Annotated in this window: 19 protein-coding genes; 4 read left to right on the forward strand and 15 right to left on the reverse strand. The window is 56.8% G+C overall.

What is annotated here, in order from left to right:
- Positions 1-255: 255 nt before the first annotated feature.
- From ACM6IQ_RS06865 to ACM6IQ_RS06875, 3 genes are read right to left on the reverse strand one after another with little or no spacing between them, the layout of a single operon-like run.
- The gene (locus ACM6IQ_RS06865) at positions 256-1,257 is read right to left on the reverse strand and encodes an NAD(P)H-quinone oxidoreductase (protein ID WP_414878339.1); all 1,002 of its coding nucleotides are present in this window, start codon (positions 1,255-1,257) and stop codon (positions 256-258) included.
- Between the two features lies 1 nt (position 1,258).
- Complete coding sequence (locus ACM6IQ_RS06870; protein WP_017338369.1) at positions 1,259-1,591, reverse strand: carboxymuconolactone decarboxylase family protein; 333 nt, start codon at positions 1,589-1,591, stop codon at positions 1,259-1,261.
- A gap of 11 nt (positions 1,592-1,602) precedes the next feature.
- A complete protein-coding gene (locus ACM6IQ_RS06875; RefSeq protein WP_414878340.1) occupies positions 1,603-3,039 on the reverse strand; it encodes an NAD-dependent succinate-semialdehyde dehydrogenase in 1,437 nt (478 codons plus the stop codon).
- A 243-nt stretch (positions 3,040-3,282) separates the two neighbouring features.
- Here ACM6IQ_RS06875 and ACM6IQ_RS06880 point away from each other — a divergent pair, with 243 nt between their 5' ends.
- Positions 3,283-4,209, forward strand: coding sequence for a LysR family transcriptional regulator (locus ACM6IQ_RS06880; protein WP_414878341.1), 927 nt, complete (start codon positions 3,283-3,285; stop codon positions 4,207-4,209).
- Positions 4,210-4,651: 442 nt separating this feature from the next.
- Here the strand turns inward: ACM6IQ_RS06880 and ACM6IQ_RS06885 are convergent, their stop codons facing one another.
- From ACM6IQ_RS06885 to ACM6IQ_RS06905, 5 genes are all read right to left on the reverse strand, one after another.
- Positions 4,652-4,837: a tautomerase family protein gene (locus ACM6IQ_RS06885; RefSeq protein ID WP_017338373.1), complete on the reverse strand. Its 186-nt coding sequence runs from the start codon at positions 4,835-4,837 to the stop codon at positions 4,652-4,654.
- A gap of 60 nt (positions 4,838-4,897) precedes the next feature.
- A complete protein-coding gene (locus ACM6IQ_RS06890; protein WP_017338374.1) occupies positions 4,898-5,887 on the reverse strand; it encodes a 2-hydroxyacid dehydrogenase in 990 nt (329 codons plus the stop codon).
- 26 nt (positions 5,888-5,913) lie between these two features.
- Positions 5,914-6,786 carry an isocitrate lyase/PEP mutase family protein gene (locus tag ACM6IQ_RS06895; RefSeq protein ID WP_414878342.1) on the reverse strand — a complete coding sequence of 291 codons (873 nt, stop codon included), beginning with the start codon at positions 6,784-6,786 and terminating at the stop codon, positions 5,914-5,916.
- A gap of 122 nt (positions 6,787-6,908) precedes the next feature.
- The gene (dctA, locus tag ACM6IQ_RS06900) at positions 6,909-8,216 is read right to left on the reverse strand and encodes a C4-dicarboxylate transporter DctA (protein WP_017338376.1); all 1,308 of its coding nucleotides are present in this window, start codon (positions 8,214-8,216) and stop codon (positions 6,909-6,911) included.
- Between the two features lie 102 nt (positions 8,217-8,318).
- Complete coding sequence (locus ACM6IQ_RS06905) at positions 8,319-9,488, reverse strand: mandelate racemase/muconate lactonizing enzyme family protein (protein WP_414878343.1); 1,170 nt, start codon at positions 9,486-9,488, stop codon at positions 8,319-8,321.
- A gap of 99 nt (positions 9,489-9,587) precedes the next feature.
- On the opposite strand from ACM6IQ_RS06905, the gene ACM6IQ_RS06910 reads away from it, so the two are divergent.
- Complete coding sequence (locus ACM6IQ_RS06910; RefSeq protein ID WP_414878344.1) at positions 9,588-10,463, forward strand: LysR family transcriptional regulator; 876 nt, start codon at positions 9,588-9,590, stop codon at positions 10,461-10,463.
- 318 nt (positions 10,464-10,781) lie between these two features.
- Here the strand turns inward: ACM6IQ_RS06910 and ACM6IQ_RS06915 are convergent, their stop codons facing one another.
- The 4 genes from ACM6IQ_RS06915 to ACM6IQ_RS06930 form a co-directional block, all read right to left on the reverse strand.
- Positions 10,782-12,083: an MFS transporter gene (locus tag ACM6IQ_RS06915; protein WP_031318821.1), complete on the reverse strand. Its 1,302-nt coding sequence runs from the start codon at positions 12,081-12,083 to the stop codon at positions 10,782-10,784.
- A gap of 47 nt (positions 12,084-12,130) precedes the next feature.
- Positions 12,131-13,288: a tricarballylate utilization 4Fe-4S protein TcuB gene (tcuB, locus tag ACM6IQ_RS06920; protein ID WP_414878345.1), complete on the reverse strand. Its 1,158-nt coding sequence runs from the start codon at positions 13,286-13,288 to the stop codon at positions 12,131-12,133.
- Positions 13,275-14,729 carry an FAD-dependent tricarballylate dehydrogenase TcuA gene (tcuA, locus tag ACM6IQ_RS06925; RefSeq protein WP_017338381.1) on the reverse strand — a complete coding sequence of 485 codons (1,455 nt, stop codon included), beginning with the start codon at positions 14,727-14,729 and terminating at the stop codon, positions 13,275-13,277. Before tcuA ends, tcuB begins: the two co-directional genes overlap by 14 nt.
- A gap of 167 nt (positions 14,730-14,896) precedes the next feature.
- Positions 14,897-15,832, reverse strand: coding sequence for a LysR substrate-binding domain-containing protein (locus ACM6IQ_RS06930; protein ID WP_414878346.1), 936 nt, complete (start codon positions 15,830-15,832; stop codon positions 14,897-14,899).
- Positions 15,833-16,240: 408 nt separating this feature from the next.
- Here ACM6IQ_RS06930 and ACM6IQ_RS06935 point away from each other — a divergent pair, with 408 nt between their 5' ends.
- On the forward strand, positions 16,241-17,146 hold the full coding sequence (locus ACM6IQ_RS06935) for a LysR family transcriptional regulator (RefSeq protein ID WP_414878347.1): 906 nt from the start codon (positions 16,241-16,243) through the stop codon (positions 17,144-17,146).
- Here the strand turns inward: ACM6IQ_RS06935 and ACM6IQ_RS06940 are convergent.
- The 3 genes from ACM6IQ_RS06940 to ACM6IQ_RS06950 all read right to left on the reverse strand — a co-directional run bounded on the left by ACM6IQ_RS06940 (position 17,136) and on the right by ACM6IQ_RS06950 (position 19,962).
- Positions 17,136-17,912, reverse strand: coding sequence for a substrate-binding domain-containing protein (locus tag ACM6IQ_RS06940; RefSeq protein WP_017338384.1), 777 nt, complete (start codon positions 17,910-17,912; stop codon positions 17,136-17,138). The genes ACM6IQ_RS06935 and ACM6IQ_RS06940 overlap by 11 nt on opposite strands.
- Positions 17,913-17,936: 24 nt before the next feature.
- A complete protein-coding gene (locus ACM6IQ_RS06945) occupies positions 17,937-19,229 on the reverse strand; it encodes an MFS transporter (protein ID WP_017338385.1) in 1,293 nt (430 codons plus the stop codon).
- Positions 19,230-19,473: 244 nt separating this feature from the next.
- Positions 19,474-19,962 (reverse strand): Lrp/AsnC family transcriptional regulator, encoded by a 489-nt coding sequence (locus tag ACM6IQ_RS06950; protein ID WP_414878348.1) that lies wholly within the window; start codon positions 19,960-19,962, stop codon positions 19,474-19,476.
- A gap of 130 nt (positions 19,963-20,092) precedes the next feature.
- On the opposite strand from ACM6IQ_RS06950, the gene ACM6IQ_RS06955 reads away from it, so the two are divergent.
- Positions 20,093-21,553, forward strand: coding sequence for a transporter (locus tag ACM6IQ_RS06955; RefSeq protein ID WP_414878349.1), 1,461 nt, complete (start codon positions 20,093-20,095; stop codon positions 21,551-21,553).
- The last annotated feature ends 18 nt before the right edge of the window (positions 21,554-21,571 follow it).

Here is a 21,571-nt window from a genome sequence, read left to right on the forward strand (position 1 = left end):
TTTGATCCTGCTGATTCCAAAATCGATGCTATCCAGAGACATCAATGCCTGATTGACCGTCGATTCGCCCGACCCTGTTCCGTGAGCAGGGTCGACGGCGGAGCAGTGCAGCGAGAGGCGTTTTGATTCAGTCCGCTCGTGAGAAGCAGTTCTGGCTCTGAATCCGTTCAGGAACGCCCAGCAAGGCAGTTGTCCACCCGAAAACGGTGTCCTCCAATGACACCGTTTTCATGTCTATCGACGAGTCGACCAAACTTAAACCAAGTCTTCAGGCTGCATCGTCAAGATAATTTTCCCAACGTTCTCGGATGACTCCATCCGGCGATGGGCATCGGCAGCCTGTGACAGCGGGAAAGTGCTATCAACGACCGGCTCCAGGCTTCCAGCGCCATCGAAGCGATCAAGCCAATGCTCGCGAAAGCGCTTGATCATGGCGTGTTTCTCTGGCTGCGTGCGGGACTTCATGACCGTACCGATGATTTGCAAGTGACGGTAGAGGATGTGCTCCAGCTCCACAGTCACTTTGCCGCCACCGCCAAGGATACCGACCTGGATCATGCGGCCACCGTGAGCAAGAGACGCGACGTTGCGTGCGAAGTAGGGCTCGCCAACAAAGTCGATAACGACATCGACGCCTCGACCATAGGTTTTATCGGCAATGACTTCGGCGAAATCCTGTTTCTTGTAGTCAATAGCGATATCGGCCCCCAAGTGCTCCACACGCGATAACTTGCTGCCTTCGGTTGTCGCATACACCGTGGCGCCTGTGGCGTATGCCAATTGCACTGCGGCAGACCCTACGCCTCCAGCGGCAGCGTGAATCAATACTGAGTCGCCGGATTTCAGCCGGGCCAGGTGCATCATCGCTTCATGGGCGGTGACGAAGACCTCGGGAATTGCCGCCGCGTGCACATAGTCGAGCTGCGCAGGGATGTGCATGGCCATGCGGTAGTCGATGCGTGCCAGTTCGGCATAGGCGCCGCCTCCGACGACGCCCATCACTCGATCTCCCACCTCGAACCCCGTAACCGCGCTACCTTTGTCAATCACCTCACCAGCGATTTCCAACCCGATAATCAGCGAGTCGCCGAAATTCGGATGGCCATATCCACCGGTTCGATGAGTCAGATCCGCACGGTTCACGCCCGCTGCATAGACACGTACTAGCAGGTCGGTAGGGCGTACTTCAGGATTGGGAGCATCTGCGAGTTCCAGGACGTCCGCCGCGCCGAATTCTCTGATGTTGATGGCTTTCATCTTAGCTTTGCTCCGATTCGGTAAACGTTGCATTGGCAATAGCAGACGCTGTGATGGCGCCAGGGAAGCCCACGTAAAACGCCAGGTGGGTAATCGCCGCCGCAATTTCGTCATGAGTCACCCCATTGCTGACCGCCCGCCGTAGGTGTGCAGGCAACTCTTCTGAGTGACCACCGGCAATCAATGCGGCCACGGTGATCAGACTGCGGTCACGGGGGGACAACGCGGGATCGCTCCAGATCTGCGGGTAGAGCGTTGAGTCGACGAATTGCGACAGTTTCGGTGTAAACGCTCGGGCCGCTTCGCGAGGACTGCTGAAATTGATATTGGACATGGGACAGTTCCTTAAACTTGGCTGATAAATTTGTTGGTGAGATAGTGCTCAATTCCCTCAATGCCGCCTTCCGAGCCGTGACCGCTTTCTTTCATTCCGCCGAAAGGCAGCTCGGTGGCGACGATGCGGTATTGGTTGATCCCGATCATCCCGGCCTCCAAGCCGTCAGCGACGTCAATCGCAGTTCGAGCGCTGGAGGTGAACGCGTAGGCTGAAAGTCCGTAGGGCAAGCGGTTGGCTTCTTTCAGGCCATCAGTCAGGTCATCGAAAGGCATCAACACGGCGATGGGCCCGAACGGTTCTTCGTGCATGACGCGGGCGTTCATGGGGACATTTGCCAGAACGGTGGGTTGGAAGAAAAAACCTTCACCTGGTAAGGCCTCGCCACCGACCAATACTCGTGCACCTTTCTCGACGGCATCGGCTATCAGCTCCTCCATCTTTGCCAGCTGCCTTGGGTTGGCGAGCGGTCCGACCTGCGTCTGCGGATGCAGGCCATTACCGATTCTCAGGGCTTTGGTTGCAGCGACAAAATGATCGACAAACCTTTCATATGCGCCACGCTGGATCAGAAAACGGGTGGAGGAGATACAGACCTGGCCAGTCCCTCGAAACCGGTTTGCGACACCCTCAACAGCGGCCTTTTCAATGTCTGCGTCTTCAAAGACCAGCACGGGTCCGTGGCCACCCAGTTCAAGGGTGATTGGCTTGACGCCCTCGGCTGCTCGGGCTGACAGGAGTCTGCCGATGGGCACTGAGCCGGTAAATGTCACCTTACGAATGACCGGTGAGGCGATCAGGTGACTGGACACTTGATCCGGGACGCCAAAGACCACTTGCAGTACACCTTTAGGCAATCCTGCATCGTCGAGGGCGCGAGCCAGGGCCAGCGCCGTGGAGGGGCTTTCTTCGCCTGGCTTGAGAATGACACTGCAACCGGCGGCCAAAGCTGCCGAGAGTTTGCGAGCGGGAGTAATGGCCGGGAAATTCCAGGGTGTGAATGCCGCCACAGGTCCGATGGCCTGGCGTTTTACCAGTTGCAGTACGCCTGGACGGTTGGCCGGTACAACACGGCCATCGATACGACGGGCGCTTTCGGCGAACCACTCAAAGTACTCAGATGCACGGGTAACCTCATCCATGCTTTCACCCAGCGGCTTGCCTTCTTCCAGTGTCATCTGCGCTGCAATGTGAGGTGCTCGTTCCAGGATCAGATCCGCGGCCCGTTTCAGGATTTTTGCGCGTTTGTCAGGTACGGTCTGGCGCCATTCTTCGAAGCTCAGCCGAGCCACTTCAAGGGCGTGATCAAGGTCGACTGCGGTGGCGAGGGGGACGCGTCCGATTTCACGTCCGGTTGCCGGGTTAACGACAGAGGCTGAATCGCGCCCTTCGGCACTGATCCATTCACCACCGATAAAAAGATAAAGCGGATCGTATGAACTGTTCATGATTTGGCCTTCAGTTGGTTGTCAGGGATTCGTATGAAGATCGGCGCCTGAGTGGCTGTGCCGCAGGGCCTGTTCAGGCGGCCTGTGCAACCAAGTCTATGGAAGGTGAGCCATTTGATTTAGTCGGCCAAAAGGGAATCATTGTTGTACCCAGAAGTAATATCGAGCACAGGGAGGAGCGTGTAGCATCTGGGGCAATCGCTCGTTCTCACGGGTAATTGTCAGATCTACAGGAAGGTCGGGATGGATAAACTTTCGAACATGTCGGTGTACGTAAAGGTTGTCGAGATGGGCAGTTTCACTGCCGTGGCAAACCATCTGGACTCCACAGTAGGTAACGTATCGCGTGCTGTGTCCGCACTTGAAAACGTACTCGACGCCCGTCTGTTGCAACGCTCGACTCGGCGTCTCTCGGTGACCGATGCGGGCCGACGGTTTTATGAGCGGTGCACGAAAATTTTGGCAGACCTTGAGAGTGCGGAAGCCGAAGCGAGCAATGCAGCCTTGAATCCCAGGGGAACTCTACGTGTGCATTGCGTACCCGGACTGGCGAGGCAACTGGTCACCGGCGCCGTGCTGGAGTACCGCAAGGAATTTCCGGATGTGACCGTGGATTTAATGCTGTCCCAACGAATGCCCAACCTGCTGGAAGACCAACTGGATGTCTCGATCCTGATTGCCCGAACGCTGCCGGATTCCGCGTATGTCAGTCAGAAGATTGGAATCAGCCATTGTGTCTTGGTAGCGTCACCAGACTATCTGAAGAGGCATGCGGCCCCGGTGACCCCAGAGGATCTCAGCGATCACCAATGCCTGCTGCTGGGCACTGTGGACTATGTGAGGGATGAGTGGCAGTTGAAGAGCAAGGCGGGTGACGCGAAATTTGCGCCCACGGGGCCAAGTTTCAGCGTGAATGATATGGACGCGATGGCGGTTGCCATACGGGAGGGCGCTGGGATCGGCTTGCTGGCTGGATTCACGGCCATCGAAGACTTGCGCTCAGGGAAGCTGGTGCGGGTCTTGCCTGACTATCACACGTACGAGCGCAACGTTTATGCCGTCTATACCTCTCGACAGTTTGTCGACGCAAAGATAACTCGCTTTATTGATGTTTTAAAACATCAGGTTGGCAGTAAGCTGGCAACCACTGCTAAAGAACTCATCGATTGAAAAGTGACTGGTAATAAAGGTACTTGCGCCTCGGTCAGGAAACGCTCTGAGGCGCAATTATTGTAAGAACCGGTTGATCAACCGTTGCTGCAATCGCTGCGGCGACGTCAAGGTGGGTGGCGTATGTATATTGCTCGATAGGAGCCTGTTGCCCTTGAGTTTCAGCCCAGGATTGTCCGCCTCTGGCCGTTTTCTGCCTTTGGCGGCCGGCTGAAAACAGCCCAATTGCGGTCATTCAGCACTCTTTCGCATTTCGCCATGGATACTTTTTAGAACCGATCTGCGATTCAATTGACTGTTAGCACCTATGAAACTGGCACAACGAGGGTACTGACTTGACCGATCTGCTCCTGATCATAAACGGAAATATTACTGCCTTCTCCTTCTAAGCTGTGATGACGAATGTAGGGGGGCTGACGTACCCGTATCGATGTCGTACCACTCAGCGATCACAGAAGCGAATACCGCCCTTGGCCTTCAAGTGGCTTGGAGCCTCGACGATCTGCACAGTTACGATTTCCGCCGGTATTTCGTAGCTTTCCACCACGGCCTCGGTGATCCTTTTCAAAAGCAGATGTTGCTGTTCAACAGTCTTACCTGCAGCGGCGTAGACGATGACTTGCGGCATATTGGTTTCCTTCGATTCAGCAGAGTGGCTGGGACTGGGTGTCCGACGATCCACAAGCAGTCAGCGAGTCAATTCTGACTGACGTAGTGCATGCGAATTAACGAGATCCCGAGGCCACTGACCTTCGAGCCCCATCAGCAAGTTGTCCAAGGCACGCTTGGCCATCGCATCGCGAGTGTCATTTGTTGCCGAGCCAATGTGAGGTACCGTCACGACATTTTTCAGCTTGAAAAGCCTTGAGTCAGTCAACGGCTCTTCCACGTATACATCCAGGCCGGCCCCCCGAATCGTCTTTTCCTCAAGCGCTTGGATGAGCGCGTCCTGATCAACCACCGGGCCCCGAGAAACGTTAATCAAAATGCCCTCTGCGCCGATTAGTGCCAGCTCTTTTTGGCCAATGAGGTTTCTGGTTTCTGCTGTCAATGGTACGACCGGACAGACAAAATCAGACTCAATTAACAGCTGTTCCTGCGGGACAAATCTTGCACCGAGTTCTTGTTCCAGCTGAGGTTTACGACTTTTGCCGCTGTACAAAATATTCATGCCGAAGCCGAAAAATCCCCTGCGTGCGATGGCTTCTCCGATTTTGCCCAGACCGATAATACCCAAGGTTTTTCCGTGCACATCACATCCAAAATAGGAGGTGTCGATTGTCGTTGACCAATTCCCATTTTTTGTCCAGGCATCAAGCTCCGGGATACGTCTCGCTGTGGCTAGAATCAAGGCAAAAGCGAGATCAGCAGTGGTTTCGTTCAGCACATCTGGTGTATTGGTCAACATGATCCCCCTGCTATTGATATAGCTGAGGTCATAGTTGTCATAACCAACCGAAATGCTGGAAATGATCTCAAGGTTTTTAGCCGATGCCAGCTCAACCTCGCCCAGGCGACGATTCCCGCCGATCAGTCCATGAGCGTTGGGAAGGGCTGCCTCGAACTGAACATCCATATCACCAAGTTTGGGGCTCATGATGACGATGTCGTACTTATCTATGTAAGGCTCTAGCATGCTGGGCGAGACTCGGCTGAAGGCCAGGATTGTCTTTTTCATGACGCTTTATTCCACCTGTCTCAAGTTCAATTGGAGCCGTTATCCGACTTCAAATAGGTTTTTGCCCATTCGCGGTAATTGTCCGAAAGTGTGTATTTTGAAAGCAGCTCCGGGAGCGAAAGCTCGCGCCCCCCTGCGCCACTTTGTTCGCGCAGCGCCTCGTAGGTCGCATTAAGTGCGGACAAATACGGGGCATGTCCATTGACCACTATCCGTACATTCGCCGCGCTCAGTTTCTCAACATCGCCCAGTGCAGGATTGCCGTAATTGATGAGCATGATCGGAACGGTGAGATGCGCTGTGAGTGCTTCCAGATGCTGCAAGTCCTTTACTCCAACGAAGCAAATAGCGTCTGCGCCAGCCTTTTCATAAGCCGTAGTCCGAGCAATCGAATCTTCCAAAGTGGTAACGGCCACGTTCGTCCTGGCGATGATGCTAAGGGCATCATCTGATCGGGCAAATCGTGCGGCGTAGATCTTGCTCGCGGCCTCTTCCATGTTGATGAGGACGTGCGATTGCTCGTCGTACTTGGCGGGCAGATGCGTATCTTCCAGCGTCAGGGCGGCAACGCCGGCCTTCTGTAACTCCGTAACTGTCCGCATCACATTGAGCGCGTTTCCGAATCCATGGTCGGCGTCCCCAATGATTGGGATTTGGCTGGCACGCCCGACTCTGGAAACCTGCTCAACATACTCATCGAGCGTGAGTAACGAGATATCCGGGGCACCCAGCACTTGAAGCGAGGCGACCGATCCACCCTGGATAGCGACCTCAAAGCCAAGGTCATCAGCCATTCGAACAGAGATCGGATCAAATACTGATGCGGCAAATTTACAGGTTGTTCCATGAAGCAAATCACCGAACGCCTGTCGTAGTTCATGATGAGATCGCTCAATCATTTTTCGGCTCCATCACATTTCAACTGAGTACATCGCTGAATCGTCCTGTGAGAACGAGACATAGCATTGGCTACCGGTCATTACGCCTTGTTTGAAGAGGAATGACCGGTAAGCGATGGCGATTACTTTTGCGCCAGCAACGCTTTACGCTCTGCTTTCTCGCTTTTCATTGCAGCAATTTCACGCTCGCAGGCTTCGACATCGAACGAGTTGTCCCACTTGGCAATCGCGATAGTGCCGATGCCGTTGCCGATCAGGTTGGTCACGGCTCGCGCTTCGTTCAGGAAACGGTCGATGCCCAAGAGCAGTACAAGGCCTACCAGCGGAATGGAGTGGATGGTTGTAAGCGTTGCCGCAAGGGTTATGAACCCGGCACCCGCCACACCAGCGGAGCCTTTTGAGGTCAGAAGGAACACGCCCAACAGAATCATTTGATCCACAAACGTCAGTGGCGTATTGGTTGCCTGTGCGATAAAAATCGCGGCCATGGTGAGGTAGATGCAGGTGCCATCCGCATTGAAGGCATACCCAGTTGGTAGCACCATGCCCACCACTGACTTCTTGCAGCCCAGCTTTTCAAGTTTCACCATCATTCGCGGAAGCACGGCTTCGGTTGAGCAGGTGCCAAGCGTGATGAGAATTTCATCTTTGAAATAACGAAGAAATTGCAATAGCGGCATGCCCGACCATCTAGCAACCGTGCCCAGCACTACCACGATGAAAATCAAGGTCGTGATGTAGAGCGCGATCAGCAACTGGCCGAGTGACAACAACGAACCAATCCCGTACTTGCCGATGGTAAAAGCCATCCCTGCACCGGCACCAATCGGAGCCAGGCGCATTACCATTGCCACGATCTTGAACAACCCTTGCAGAAACAGATCGATGGTATTGATCAGCGGTTTGCTGGTTTCGCCCATTTGAACGAGGGCAACGCCCATCAAAACCGAAATCAGAATGACCTGAAGCATGACTCCATTCGAGAATGCGCCGATGAAGGTGCTCGGGATTATGTTGAGAAAGAAATCGATTGTTCCGCCCTGTTCACTGGCGGCTTGGCTGTACTTGGTGATAGCGCTGGCATCAAGCGTGGTAGCGTTGATATTCATCCCAACGCCTGGCTTTGCGATATTGACCACAATAAGGCCGATGACCAGCGCAATGGTTGAAAGGATTTCAAAGTAGAGCAGCGCTTTGACGCCGATCCGCCCGACTTCCTTAATGCTGCCCATCTTAGCGATACCAACGACGACGGTACCGAAAATGATAGGCGCCAACAGCATTTTGATGAGTTTGATAAAGCCATCCGCAAAAGGTTGAAGCCTGGCTCCGAATTGCGGTTCAAAGTGGCCGATTGCTGCACCGATTACGATGCCGATCAGCACCTGCACATACAGCTGGCTGTACCAGCGGGACTTGGAGATTTCCACGGAAGCACCTCATTTTATTTTTGTGATGGGCGTGTGGCGTGGCGTCAGTGGATGACGCCGGATAACTGTGGCCTCAAGCGCAGAGGCCACAGTTCGGGGCTATCAGCCTTCGCCCAGCTCGCGCATAACTGCGTACAGAGCTGACTTGGCTTCAAAACCAACACCAGGGATGTCAGGAAGGCCTACGTAGCCGTTTTCAACCTGTATGCCGTCAGCAAATCCACCGAATGGCTGGAATACGTCCGGATAGGATTCGTTACCGCCCAAGTGCAGGCCCGCAGCGATGTTCAGGGACATCTGGTGACCACCGTGCGGCACTACGCGGCGAGAAGACCAACCCATTTCCTCCATCACCTTCAAGGTGCGCATGTACTCCACGAGCCCGTAGGACAGTGCACAGTCGAATTGGAGATAGTCGCGATCAGGGCGCATGCCACCGTGGCGCAGCAGGTTACGTGCATCCTGGTGGGAGAACAGGTTTTCACCAGTAGCCATTGGCAGTTCGTAGTGATTGGCCAACTCGGCCTGGAGTGCATAGTCCAGCGGATCGCCAATCTCTTCGTACCAGAACAGGTTGTACTTTTTGATGGCTTCGGCGTACGCAATACCTGTCTGCAGATCGAAGCGACCGTTGGCATCTACCGCGAGGCGACGACCGTCGCCAACTACTTCGAGTACCGCTTCGATGCGACGGATATCTTCGTCCAGTGGCACAGCGCCGATCTTCATCTTGACGACGTCGTACCCACGATCCAGATAGCTCTGCATCTCTGCCTTGAGCTTGGTCTGGTCTTTGCCTGGATAGTAATAGCCACCCGCCGCGTAAACCCAAACCTTGTCATCTGCCACGCCATCGCGATAACGGTCGGCCAGCAGTCGGTATAGCGGCTTGCCTTCGATCTTGGCAACGGCATCCCACACGGCCATATCAATGGTGCCGACTGCAACTGAACGTTCGCCGTGGCCACCTGGCTTTTCGTTGGTCATCAGGGTCTTCCAGATGGCGAACGGATCCAGGTTGTTGTTCTCATGGTCGATTAGAGTCTCCGGATCAGCTTCCATGATTCGCGCCAGGAAGCGATCACGCATCAATGCGCCTTGACCATAGCGACCGTTGGAGTTGAAGCCGTAGCCGATGACAGGTTTACCATCGCGAATCACATCCGTGACAACAGCGACGACCGAACAGGTCATTTTGGAAAAATCGATGTAGGCATTGGCGATTGGGGACGCAATCGAAACTGTTTTTTCACGGATGTCTACGATACGCATGACGGGTTCCTCTTGTTGTTGGTGGCCCCACGTTATGCTTTGCGATGACACTCGCCCAATGCTATTAATGCCGCGCCCTATGCACAGGAGGCATTGCCCTTGGAACTCGTCTGGCTCGAAGATTTTTCAGCTCTTGCGGAATACGGCAGCTTTGTTCGTGCCGCAGAAGCGCGGCACGTTACTCAGCCGGCATTCAGTCGCAGAGTCCGTTCACTGGAGAATTGGATGGGGGTGGATTTGTTTGTGCGCACCCCTCAAGGAGCAACGCTTACCGAGGCAGGAAGGCAGATTTTGCCCGCTGCACAGGAGGCTGCCAGACGCTTGTACAGGATGCGCACAGAGGCACAGGAAGTGGCTGGGATGGCAGCCAAAACACTCCAATTCGCGGCAACTCACTCCCTGTCATTTACATTTTTCCCAAGATGGCTGAGAAGTACTGAAAACGGCGCGCCGATAGAGGCTGTACGCCTGCACTCAGATAGCATGGCTGTTTGTGAACAGATGCTGATCCAAGGCCAGGTTCAGTTCCTGCTCTGCCATCGCCACCCCGACGTTCCGCCGTTACTGGCTCCCGATCAGTTCATTGGGAAAAAGGTTGGAGAGGATGTGCTAGTGCCTTTGGCAAGCGTCTCTGCCAATTTTGGTACCTCACCTGAAACGCTGCCCTACTTGGCATACACCCACGAATCGGGTCTAGGCCGCATCGTCGCTCACCGACTTCACGGAAAGGAAGACTACCTTCACCTAAAGCCACTTTTCAGCAGCCACCTTGCAGCGGTACTGATGTCCATGGCCTTGGAAAGCAAGGGTGTCGCATGGTTACCGAAAAGCCTGACAGAACAGGAAATGGCTGACGGTCGTCTGGTCAGGGCACTCGACGAAAGCTGGGATATTCCCCTAGAGATTCATCTCACTCGTCCCAGGGCCCCAATCAGCCCCTCTGCGGAAGAGTTCTGGGCCAAGCTGGGTGACTAGTCATCTCATTTCGCTCGAGGCCGCGAATTTCCTACAACAGCCAGTGCGGCCTCGCAGCGAGGACTTTATGTTTGATGTGGTTTTTTAGAGCCAATGGCCTGCGCGCTATATTTCGAACATTCAAGTCATGAGCCAAAGGCGGGACAGCCTCAAATGATCGATTGGGCTATGTACCTTCTATTGGGCGCTGCCCTGGGTACGTTATGCCGGGGGCTGAGGCCGATCACTGTCCTGACGAAAGACAGAAATCGACCTCAAACCCCTCTCATTCGGTTTCCGCCGCGGATCGACGCGTGGTAAGCGTCGGCGATCGAGGAACTAAACGGTTCTGACTGCCAAAGCTTTTTGTCGACGATACAGAATCGTCGTCGCCGTGAACCCGCACACCGCCGCGAACATCAGCCAGTAGGCAGGTGATGCCTTATCGCCCGTGGCCTGGACAAGCAGCGTCGAGATTGCCGGGGTAAAACCGCCAAACACCGCGGTGGCCAGACTGAAGGCCAGTGAAAACCCGACGACCCGCACGTTCTGTGGCATGACTTCGGTCAGTGCCGCGACCATGGCGCCGTTGTAAATGCCAAAGAAGAATGAGAAGTACAGCAGGACAGCGAGCAGTCGTTCGAAACTCGCCGCCTCTGCCAGCCAGTGCATGGCGGGATAAGCAGTGAAGATGCACAGCAACGATATCGCCAGCAACAGTGGCCGACGGCCAATGCGGTCGGAGAGGGCGCCGCCGATAGGCAGCCAGATAAAGTTGCTGATGCCGACCAGCAATGTGACCACCAGGCTGTCGGTGGTGCTCAAGTTCAGTACTGTCCTGCCAAACGTCGGTGTGTAGACCGTAATCAGGTAGAACGTGGTGGTGGTCATGGACGCCAGCAAACCGCCCGCCAGTACGGTGCGCCAGTTGTCACGCATCGAGCGAAAAACTTCGCGAGTTGTTGGACGATGGCTGCGAGCCGTGAAGGCAGCGGTTTCTTCCAGTGAACGACGAATAATGAAAATGAACGGGATGATCACGCAGCCAATGAAGAACGGAATACGCCAGCCCCAATCGGCGATTTCAGCGGCTTGCATCGTGGCATTGATCGTGTAGCCCAACGCGGCCGCGACGACGATCGCCACCTGTTGGCTGGCCGATTGCCAACTGGTGTAGAAACCGGTGTGACCGGGGGTGGAAATTTCCGCCAGATACACGGAAACACCGCCCATTTCCGCGCCGGCGGAGAAGCCCTGTAGCAGCCTGCCCAACAACACCAGAATCGGTGCCGCCACGCCGATGGCGGCATAGCCCGGCACCAGGGCGATCAATACGGTACCGGCGGCCATGATCGACAGCGTCACGATCAGCCCCTTGCGACGGCCCACCTTGTCGATGTACGCCCCCAGCACAATGGCGCCTAACGGACGCATCAGGAATCCGGAGCCGAATACCGCGAAGGTCATCATCAACGAGGCAAACTCGCTGGTGGCTGGAAAAAATGTCCGGGAGATGTAGGTCGCGTAGAACCCGAACAGAAAGAAGTCGAACTGCTCGAGAAAATTACCGCTGGTGACCCGCAAAATGGCGCCCAATTTGGACCCCTTGGCTCGGGTTGTTGCCGTTGTCGTTTTCATCATGGCTACCGTTATGCTCACTATTGTTTTTGGAATGAGTGCTTCAGCCGTCAGTCGCTGCCGGCGTTGATCGGGTTGGGTTGACGCTTCTCGATGGCGTGTTTGAGCAGCGCTGCGCTGCGGAATATTCCATGGGCGAATTTGCTGTAGGGCATGGTCAGGAAAAACGCCATGACCAGGCCGAGATGGATAGCCAACATCAAGCCCAGGGCGCTGGTTTCACGCAACGCCAGGAGCGCCAGGCCGCTTGCGCTGACCAGAAACAGCAGCGCGATGAAGCCGCGATCCATGGGTTTTTGGTTCTCGTCGCCGTGCGCAGGGTTGCGACGCAGGTTCAGCCAAAGAAGACCCGCCGGGCCGATCAGCAGGCCGATGCCACCGGCAATACCCAACATCACCGGCAAGCTGAAGATCGGATAAGGCGCCGACCACTTCAGCAGATAGTGAAAGAGCGTGGCGACACCGGTGGCGGCGAAGCACAGCATGAAGCCGTAGAAGGTGAGGTGGTGGAATCGGCGTCGCCACAAGGTGAATTTATCATCGGCATTGTTGCAGCCCTCGCCATGGCCACCGTCCAGGTATTTGAGTTTCGCGACGTTGGCCGTAGCCTCCAATGCAGCGGACGCTTTCAACGGCAGTGGCGCTGCGACCGGTGAAACGTTGCGCCAGAAGCGCCGTACACCCAGGGTCAGGGCAAGTACCGCAAAGCCGAACACTGAGCCGAACATCAGCGCCAAGGTGTTATGCGGGAAAATCTTGTAGAAGTTGCCCCCGGGAATGGCCGTGAACAGGTTGCCCATGAGCATCAGGGTCAGGCATAAAAACAAGGCCAGTCCCCCACCGGCAGCCAGCGCCAGGGTCAGGCCGTTGCGCTGATACAACCTGCCCATCACTGGCGGCCAGGCGTATTCGGCGTAAGTATCCAGGCGCACTTTGGCCATGGCTTTGGGTATGTTGACGTCGAATTCGTGTGGGGCGGCGTACTGACAGGCGTGCAGGCACGCGCCGCAGTTATGGCACAAGTTCGCCAGGTAATGGATGTCGGCCTGAGTGAATTCCAAGCGCCGGGTCATCGCCGGAAATACCGCGCAAAAGCCTTCGCAATAACGGCAGGCATTGCAGATGGTCATCTGCCGCTGGACTTCACTTTCGTCAAGATTCAACACCGGGATCAGCCCGCCCGACGCTTGGGGATCAAACAGTTGCATGTCGAGACTCCGAGTTTGCAGATGAAACGCCAAAGCCCACCGAAGCAGCCGCCTGCACACCGGCGATACGGCCAAACGCAGTACCGATGGCCATGCCGATGCCGGCGGTGTAGCCCTTGCCCAGAACATTGCCGGCCATCATTTCTCCCGCGACGAACAGGTTGGGGCTCGCTTTGCCGTTGAAATGCACGGCAGCGGTTTCGTCGGTGGCGAGGCCGAGGTAGGTGAACGTGACACCCGGTTTAAGCGGGTAGGCGTAGAAGGGTGGTTTCACCAATGGCCGAGCCCAATGGGTTTTGGCGGGCGTCAGTCCTTGGGTGTGGCAGTCGTCCAACGCCGTGTGGTCGAACGTGCCAACGCGGCAGGCGTTGTTGTAGTCCTCGACAGTCTTGACGAATTTTTCTTGAGGCAGCTGCAACTGACGGGCAAGGTCTTGCAGGGTATTGGCGGTGGTTCCGGGAAAGACCGGCGGCATGAAGCGGCCGATGGCTTGTTGATCGATGATCGAATACGCCTGCTGACCGGGTTGTCCGGCCACCAGACGCCCCCAGATCGCATAACGCTTTGGCCAGAAATCCTCACCTTCGTCGTAGAAGCGTTCGCCATCACGATTGACCACCACACCCAGCGATACGCAGTCGATACGGGTACAGATGCCGCCGTCGTAGAGTGGCGCGCGGGCATCAATCGCGACCATGTGTGCTTGCGTCGGATCGCCGATCACATCTGCGCCAAGGTCGAGCATGCGCCGTAGCAAAATGCCGGTGTTGAATCGGGTGCCCCGGATCAGGAAATTGTCCGATGGCCATTCACCGCGCTCGTTCTGACCCCAGGCTTCGCGCAGCCATTCACGATTGGATTCGAAGCCGCCGGCCGCCAATACGCAGGCTCGGGCTTCAATGCGTTCCGCGGCGAAATGCTGACCGTCGACCTCATGTTCGCCCACGTGGGCGGCGACGAATTTCCCCCCATCCAGCTCGATGTCGGTCACTTGCGTGTTGTAGCGAACTTTTACACCCAGGCGCTCGGCGCTGCGGAAATACGCATTGACCAGCGCTTTGCCGCCGCCCATAAAAAATGCATTGGTCCGCGCCACGTGCAGCGCGCCGGACAGCGGTGGCTGAAAATGCACGCCGTGCGAACGCATCCAGTCGCGGCAAGAAGACGATGCCCGAATGGCAATGCGTGCAAGCTTTTCATCCGTGAGGCCACCGGTAACCTTCAACAGGTCTTGCCAGTATTCTTCTTCCGGATAGGCATCGATCAGCACGTCCTGCGGTTCGTCGTGCATGCACCGCAGGTTACGGGTGTGTTGGGAGTTGCCACCGCGCCAGATTTTCGCAGAGGCTTCCAGCAGCATCACGCTGGCGCCCGCTTCTCGCGCCATCAGAGCGGCGCACAAGGCAGCGTTGCCACCCCCTATGATTAAGACATCGATCATTATCGCTCCTCGATTTGCAAGGAAGCGGGAACGAAGTGCTCCTTGCGAGTGGGGAGAACGATAGGGTGGGGACGGAGTGGCCGAAAGGCTGCATTTGACGCGGGGTGTTTAGTTTTTCTAAAGGCTTTTTCGTCAAGACGGACTCATGTGTCCGGGGTGAAGGAGGATTACGCGTCTACACCTTCTATCCATGTCGCTCCTGGCCACTGTTTGTCGACGACCAGCTGTCGCGCCACATCGACAATGACCAACCGCGTTGCCAGCGCCGCCGGAGAGAGTTCGTCGTCAGCCAGCGTCGCCAGAAGATTACGCCGGCCCACATGGGGATCGGCAATCCTGATCAGTGAAAGTCCGGACCCGTCTTTCAATGCAGCGGCCGCCCCCGGTTGTATCGTTGCCGCATGACCGGCCCGAACGGCGTTCATCAAAACAGCGAGGCCGTCGACCTCCATAATGACATTGGGCGTTAGCCCGACCCGCTCGAACGCGCTGGTCAATGTTGAACGCAACCCATGCTGCACGCTGGGCATCACCAGCGGCAGGCCGCCGAGGTCGGCTAACTGCACGCTGTCGCCAGAAGGCGCTTGAGGCAGGCTGGGCGAGGCAATGACAAACAGCTTTTCATCCAGCAGCGGAGTCACGCTCCAGCGTTTCCCCCCTTCGAGCTGGAAGAGGATGGCCAGATCAATTTGCCGTGCGTTGAGCTGCGCCGCCAAGTGGCCGGAAAGCATTTCCACCAAATGCAGTTGTATGTCCGGATAACGCGCACGCATTGCGTTGATCAACGGCAACGCGAGCACCGTTGCGGTAGTCGGCGGTAAGCCGACGCTGACATAACCGCTCATTCGCCCGCGATGGGCGGCCATGATTGCGTTGTCCGCCTGGCGTAGCGTCAATTGGGCATGGTGTAAAAACGCGAATCCGGCGCTAGTGGGCGTCACGCCGGTGGAGGTTCGATTCAGGAGGCGGGTGCACAGTTCGCTTTCCAGCTTGGAGATTTGCTGACTGAGGGCTGACACACCAACGTCCAGTTCAAGTGCCGCACGCCCCAGGCTGCCCAGCTCGATGATTTTTACGAAATAGCGCAGTTGTCTCAATTCCAATGTGGCTGCTCCCCGCGAATTTGTTATTCAAATACCTGAACGTCTGTCACGCAAGTTACGAAGCCCGACGAGGCCGCATTGTCGCAGGTTTGGGTTGGCCGTTGAGCGCGTGCGCCTTGTCGAGGACTGTAGCCGTTGCCCCGAAGCTGTCATCAAGACTGAGGCCATTGATAACGGTTGGCACAGGGAGTGTCGAATAACCGTTCCTCGCCGATTGCTGTTTGTCAGGATGAACTCATTGCGGAGTCATCGGCACCGCTGCGTCATATTGATGAATTCTAAGTTCCTGATGATCGTAGCCAGCGTATTTCGCACACGGTCTCCAACCTCACCGGAACCTGCATTGTGGAATAATTTTGTACATTGATAGGATAAGCTGATCAATTTGTCTGATCCCGAGTGCGCACCATGGCCATAAACTTCGACCTCAACGACCTGCAAGCTTTTCGCGCCGTGGTCGAGCAGGGCAGTTTTCGCAAAGCCGCCGACACCGTGCGTATCTCTCAGCCTGCGCTGAGCCGGCGTATCGAAAAACTTGAAGACGCCCTCGGCGTACGATTGTTCGAACGCACTACACGTAAGGTCAGCTTGACTCAGGCCGGGCGCGGTTTCATGCCCAGCGTCGAGCGCTTGCTGGACGATCTGGACGTGGCGCTGCTGGGAATCAGCGAAGTCGCCTCGACCCGGCTCGGCCATGTCACGGTGGCCTGCGTGCCCTCGGCGGCGTATTACTTCATGCCGCGCGTGATCGCCCATTACCACCGGCAGTTCCCGAGGATCAAAGTAAAAGTGCTCGACTCGAGCGCCCACGACGTACTCAGCGCCGTCGTCAATGGCGAAGCCGATTTCGGTCTGAGCTTTATGGGTACGCTGGAGACTGAAGTCGAGTTCGAGCCATTGGTGCAGGAAGGTTATGTGCTGGCCTGTCGGCGCGATCATCCATTGGCGGGTCGAACCAGCGTGACCTGGGATGAGTTCTATCAGCAGGATTACATCTCGCTGGACAAGACCTCGGGCAATCGCTTTTTGCTGGATCAGGCGCTGACCGGAATCGTGCCGCACCGGCAGAGCATCTGTGAAACCCGGCATGTGACGACGATGATCGGCTTGGTGGAAGCGGGGTTGGGGGTCGCGGCGGTGCCGCTGATGGCGATGCCGGCAGCTGATCACCCGATTCTGACGCGGGTGCCGCTGACCGACCCGCAGGTGATGCGCAGTGTCGGCCTGATCAAGCGCCGGGGTCGCACGTTGACCCCGGCTGCGTTGGAACTGGAACGGCTGGTGGTGGAAATGAAAGTTCAGGTCAGCGACTGACCGAATCCAGCCCGGTGGCCTTTACATCCGGTTGAGCGGTCGAGGAAGCCAAATACTCCAGCAACGCCTTGGCTTCAGCCGGGTGTTGCGCACCCACTGGAATGCCGGCAGCGAAACGCGTTACCGATTGCACCGACTCTGGAATCTTTGCCACAAAACTTACGCCCGGCACGGGCAGCAATTCGCTGACCTGCTGGAAGCCCAGTTGGTAGTCGCCAGCGGCAACCACCGAGCCCACGGGGATTTTCGAGATCATCTTCGATTTGGGTTTGAGTTGGTCTTCAATGCCCAGGCGCTTGAACAACTGATTCTCGATGTACACGCCGCTGGCGCTATCGGAATAGGCGATGGACTTCGCGTCGAGCAAGGTCTTCTTCAGTCCGTCAACGGAGCTGATGTCCGGCTTCGTCGCGCCCTCGCGCACTACGAGCCCGATTCGGGAATCGGCCAGTTCAACCCGTGAAGCGGGATCAACTTTGCCTTGCTTGATCAGGTCATCGAGGGCGTAGCCGACCATGATCACTACATCAGCTTTTTCTCCGCGAGAAAGACGGTTGGGAATAGCTTCCGGCGCTTTGCCCATCGACGGGCCAAGGGCGGTGTCGAGCGTGTGGCCGGTAGACGCGGCAAATTTAGGGCCGAGGATTTTGTAGGCAGCGGTGAAACCACCGGAGGTCATCACGCGGATTTCTTCCGCTTGGACCAGGGTGCTCAGACTGAGGCTGGTCAACAGGGCGAAGGCGGCAACATTGAATAGTTTTTTCATGGTCATTTTCTCGAAAGTGCAGGTTCAAGACATCGCTGATTGGAGGCGGTAAGTGGAGCGGCGATAGAGATATAACGTGGCGCACAGGGCGCACAGCGCGGCGAAACTCATCCAGTAACCAGGTGCGGCCTTGTCGCCGGTGTACTGAATCAGGAAAGTCGACATCGCCGGGGTGAAGCCGCCAAACACCGCCGTAGCCAGGCTGTAAGCCAGGGAGAAACCGGCGACCCGAACTTCGACCGGCATGATTTCCGTGAGCGCGGCAATCATCGCGCCGTTGTACAAACCGTAAATGAACGACAACCACAGCAAGACCAACAGCATGTTGACGAAGCTGGGCGCGTTGACCAGGTAAGTCAGCGCTGGATACGCAGTGGCGAGGGTTAACAGTGCCATGGCGATCAGCACTGGACGCCGACCGATCCGGTCAGACAACGCGCCGCCAATGGGTAACCAGAAGAAGTTCGAAACACCAACCAGCAAGGTCACCAATAACGCATCGGACGTACTCAGGTGCAGCACGGTTTTGCCGAAGGTTGGCGCGTACACGGTGATCAGGTAAAAAGCCGTGGTGGTGAGGGCGACCATCATCATCCCGGCGAACACGATGACCCAGTTCTGCGCCAGAGTGCGGAACACATCGCCCATACTCGGCCGATGCTTGCGCGCTTCGAATTCCTTGGTTTCTTCGAGGTTACGGCGCAGGAAAAAAATGAACGGCACGATCATGCAACCGAGGAAAAACGGAATCCGCCAGCCCCAATCGGCAATCATTGCGGGCGCCATCCACTGATTCAACCCGTAGCCCAAAGCCGCCGCGACGATAATCGCCACTTGCTGGCTGGCCGACTGCCAACTGGTGAAGAAGCCTTTGTTGCCCGGAGTGGCGATCTCCGAGAGGTACACCGAGACACCCCCCATTTCCGCACCGGCCGAGAAGCCTTGCAGCAAGCGACCGATCAGCACGAGGGCGGGTGCAAATAACCCGATGGTTTCGTAACCGGGCACCAACACAATGAGAATCGTGCCGCTGGCCATAATCGACAGCGTCACGATCAAGCCTTTGCGCCGACCCACATCGTCGATGTAAGCACCGAGTACCACCGCACCCAACGGACGCATCAGGAAACCCGCGCCAAACACCGCGAAGGTCATCATCAGGGAGGCAAACTCACTGCTGGCCGGGAAGAACACAGCCGCAATCTGCGTAGCGTAAAAGCCGAAAAGGAAGAAATCGAACTGTTCGAGGAAGTTACCCGAGGTAACTCGAAAAATCGCACTGGCGCGTGAACGCCCGGAAGGGTTTGATGTTGTCATTGACCTGTACTCCACCGCTTTTATGACGTGCGCTGCCTGGACGCGGCGCACGGATCTTATTAGGGCGAATGGTGGAGTAGGGGGATCGATATGATAAGTGCATTGTTGGCATTCATTAATGCATCAAACAGATCAATGGAAGCAAAGGGCAGGGCCGGTAAGCGGCTCACGCACGGTCCTTCGTCGACTTCCGGGTACCAGGTTGTTTTCAATCGGTCTGACAACTGAAAGCTTCAGGGAACGATTACCTCGGCACGCTGGGTACCTCAAGCCCGACTTTCACACGGTCCAGCGCCACGATGGTCTTGAACCAGGTCACGTTGGCATTCTCGGCAAACAATCGCCGCGCCAACGCCTGGTATTCCTGCATGCTGGCAACGGTTAACACCAGGACGAAATCCACTTCGCCGGTGACGTAGTAGCACTGCTGAACTTCGGGCACCGCGAAGTGTGCCTTCATCGCCTCCAGTGCCTCGATGCTCGTGCGCTCGGCCATCACCTCCACAATGATCGTGATCGGCCGTCCTACGGCGGTGGGATCGACGATGGCGACATTGCCCGTGATGACACCCCTTTCTTCCATCCGCTTGATGCGGCGCTGCACGGCAGCCGTGGAGAGATTGACCTGCTCGGCCATCAGGCGCAGCGGTGTGGTGTTGTCGCGCTGGACGAGGTCCAGGATGGCACGGTCGAATTTATCCAGTGGTTCAGAGGCTGCGTCGATTTTTGCCATGTCAGGCTCGCGAGAAAATTTCTCGAAAACTACCAGAAAACTGCGGCCCTTTATCTAGCTGCGAGAAATATTATCTTGCCTGCAGACGGCTCTCGCCGCCTTGATCGGGAATTCACACAGGATAATTGGCATGCTCGCACTGTTTCATCTTTCCCCTGTCCTGTTGGTGACAGCCATGCTCGTCGTGCTGCGCCGGCCGCCGGTTCATGCCGCCATCGCCGGCACTCTACTCGTCGTGGTGCTCTGGCTCGCCGGCGTTGCCGAAGCGTGGCAGCCGAGCAGTATGGTGGCTGCCGTTCAAGATACCGCTGTGCTGTTTGCCAGCACGGCCTTCGTGATCGTGCCGGGTCTGGCCTTCGTGATTTTTATCGAGCGCCTGGGCGTCAACCTGGCGCTGAGCCAATGGGTGCGGTCACTGGGTTTGCGACGCGGCGATCAAGTGGCGTTCATCGTTCTCGGGCTGGCACCGTTACTGGAAGCGATGACCGGCTTCGGCGTGTCATTGATCGCAACGGTGCCCCTGTTGCTCAGCCTCTTCGAGCGCCGGGTCGCGCTGCGCATAGCGCTCGCCGGCATGGCAATCATGCCGTGGGGAACGCTGGGCCTGGCTTCGGTCATAGGCGCCTCGCTGGCTCACCTGGACGCCGCCGCGCTGGCGTCGACCTCGGCACTCACCAGCGCACCGGTTTTTTTCGCCCTCAGTGCGATAGCGCTCTATCTGGCAGGCGTTCGTGAGTCGCGGGAGTGGAAGGCGCTGGGCGTTTTCTGGCTGCTGTTTGTAGGTGTGCTTTACAGTGCCAGTCGGTGGTTGGGGCCGGAAGTGGCCGGTGTTGCCGCGGGCCTGGTGACGGCCGTTGCCGTTCTATCGGCCGGGCTTTGGCGCTTGCGTCGCAGCGATAGTGAGCGCGGTTCAGTGCAATGGCCGCGTCAGGCCTGGCCGTATCTGTTGCTGATTGTCTACATCGTCGCGTTGAAGATGGTGTGGACGATCACCTCTTGGCAGGACAGCTGGATCGTACAAGGTGCCCAAGTCACCTGGAAGCCACTGGCATCACCCGGCCTGGCGCTGGTTCTGGTGCTGATCGGGTTAGGTTTTTACACGCGCAACACACCACGCCAGACAGCGTCCGACATCAGTGTGCCTGCTGCCTTGGCGGCGCGTGCGAGGCGGCCATTGCTGACCATTTTTTTCTTTCTCGCGATGTCGCAGATGATGGTGAAGGCCGGCTTCCTCGCGGGCTTGATGCAACTGCTGGCGGGCTTGTCGCCCACCGCCGCGACGTCGCTGGTGGCCCTCTTTGGTGCGTTGTCAGGCTACATGACGGGGTCGAACGTGGGCGGCAACGCGATCTTCATGCCGGCCATCGCGATGTTGCCCGAACACTCTCGGCTGTTGCTGGCAGCGGTACAGAACAGCGCGGCAGGGCATGCCGCACTGGGCTCGCTGTCGATCGTCATGCTGATCCTGGGTCTTGCCAAAACCCAGGCGACGGAAGAGGGCGAACTGGTAAGGTTTGGCTTCGCGCTGGTCTGCCTCAATACGGCATTGGTCGCGTTGGGCGCAGGGTTGCTGAGCGGGTGGTTTGGATAGCATTGCCGGGTGAGCTGG

It is taken from the genome of Pseudomonas sp. IT-P100, from assembly GCF_949767185.1.
Lineage (GTDB): Bacteria > Pseudomonadota > Gammaproteobacteria > Pseudomonadales > Pseudomonadaceae > Aquipseudomonas > Aquipseudomonas fluorescens_B.

Bases quoted from the DNA above. Each gene is read 5' to 3' on its own strand.
- ACM6IQ_RS06905 (WP_414878343.1), bottom strand. From the start codon at position 9,488: ATGCGTATCGTAGACATCCGTGAAAAAACAGTTTCGATTGCGTCCCCA.
- ACM6IQ_RS06895 (WP_414878342.1), bottom strand. From the start codon at position 6,786: ATGATTGAGCGATCTCATCATGAACTACGACAGGCGTTCGGTGATTTG.
- ACM6IQ_RS06870 (WP_017338369.1), bottom strand. From the start codon at position 1,591: ATGTCCAATATCAATTTCAGCAGTCCTCGCGAAGCGGCCCGAGCGTTT.
- ACM6IQ_RS06935 (WP_414878347.1), top strand. From the start codon at position 16,241: ATGGCCATAAACTTCGACCTCAACGACCTGCAAGCTTTTCGCGCCGTG.
- ACM6IQ_RS06880 (WP_414878341.1), top strand. From the start codon at position 3,283: ATGGATAAACTTTCGAACATGTCGGTGTACGTAAAGGTTGTCGAGATG.
- tcuA (WP_017338381.1), bottom strand. From the start codon at position 14,729: ATGATCGATGTCTTAATCATAGGGGGTGGCAACGCTGCCTTGTGCGCC.
- ACM6IQ_RS06885 (WP_017338373.1), bottom strand. From the start codon at position 4,837: ATGCCGCAAGTCATCGTCTACGCCGCTGCAGGTAAGACTGTTGAACAG.
- ACM6IQ_RS06915 (WP_031318821.1), bottom strand. From the start codon at position 12,083: ATGATGAAAACGACAACGGCAACAACCCGAGCCAAGGGGTCCAAATTG.
- tcuB (WP_414878345.1), bottom strand. From the start codon at position 13,288: ATGCAACTGTTTGATCCCCAAGCGTCGGGCGGGCTGATCCCGGTGTTG.
- ACM6IQ_RS06940 (WP_017338384.1), bottom strand. From the start codon at position 17,912: ATGAAAAAACTATTCAATGTTGCCGCCTTCGCCCTGTTGACCAGCCTC.
- ACM6IQ_RS06865 (WP_414878339.1), bottom strand. From the start codon at position 1,257: ATGAAAGCCATCAACATCAGAGAATTCGGCGCGGCGGACGTCCTGGAA.
- ACM6IQ_RS06955 (WP_414878349.1), top strand. From the start codon at position 20,093: ATGCTCGCACTGTTTCATCTTTCCCCTGTCCTGTTGGTGACAGCCATG.
- ACM6IQ_RS06950 (WP_414878348.1), bottom strand. From the start codon at position 19,962: ATGGCAAAAATCGACGCAGCCTCTGAACCACTGGATAAATTCGACCGT.
- ACM6IQ_RS06945 (WP_017338385.1), bottom strand. From the start codon at position 19,229: ATGACAACATCAAACCCTTCCGGGCGTTCACGCGCCAGTGCGATTTTT.
- ACM6IQ_RS06890 (WP_017338374.1), bottom strand. From the start codon at position 5,887: ATGAAAAAGACAATCCTGGCCTTCAGCCGAGTCTCGCCCAGCATGCTA.
- ACM6IQ_RS06875 (WP_414878340.1), bottom strand. From the start codon at position 3,039: ATGAACAGTTCATACGATCCGCTTTATCTTTTTATCGGTGGTGAATGG.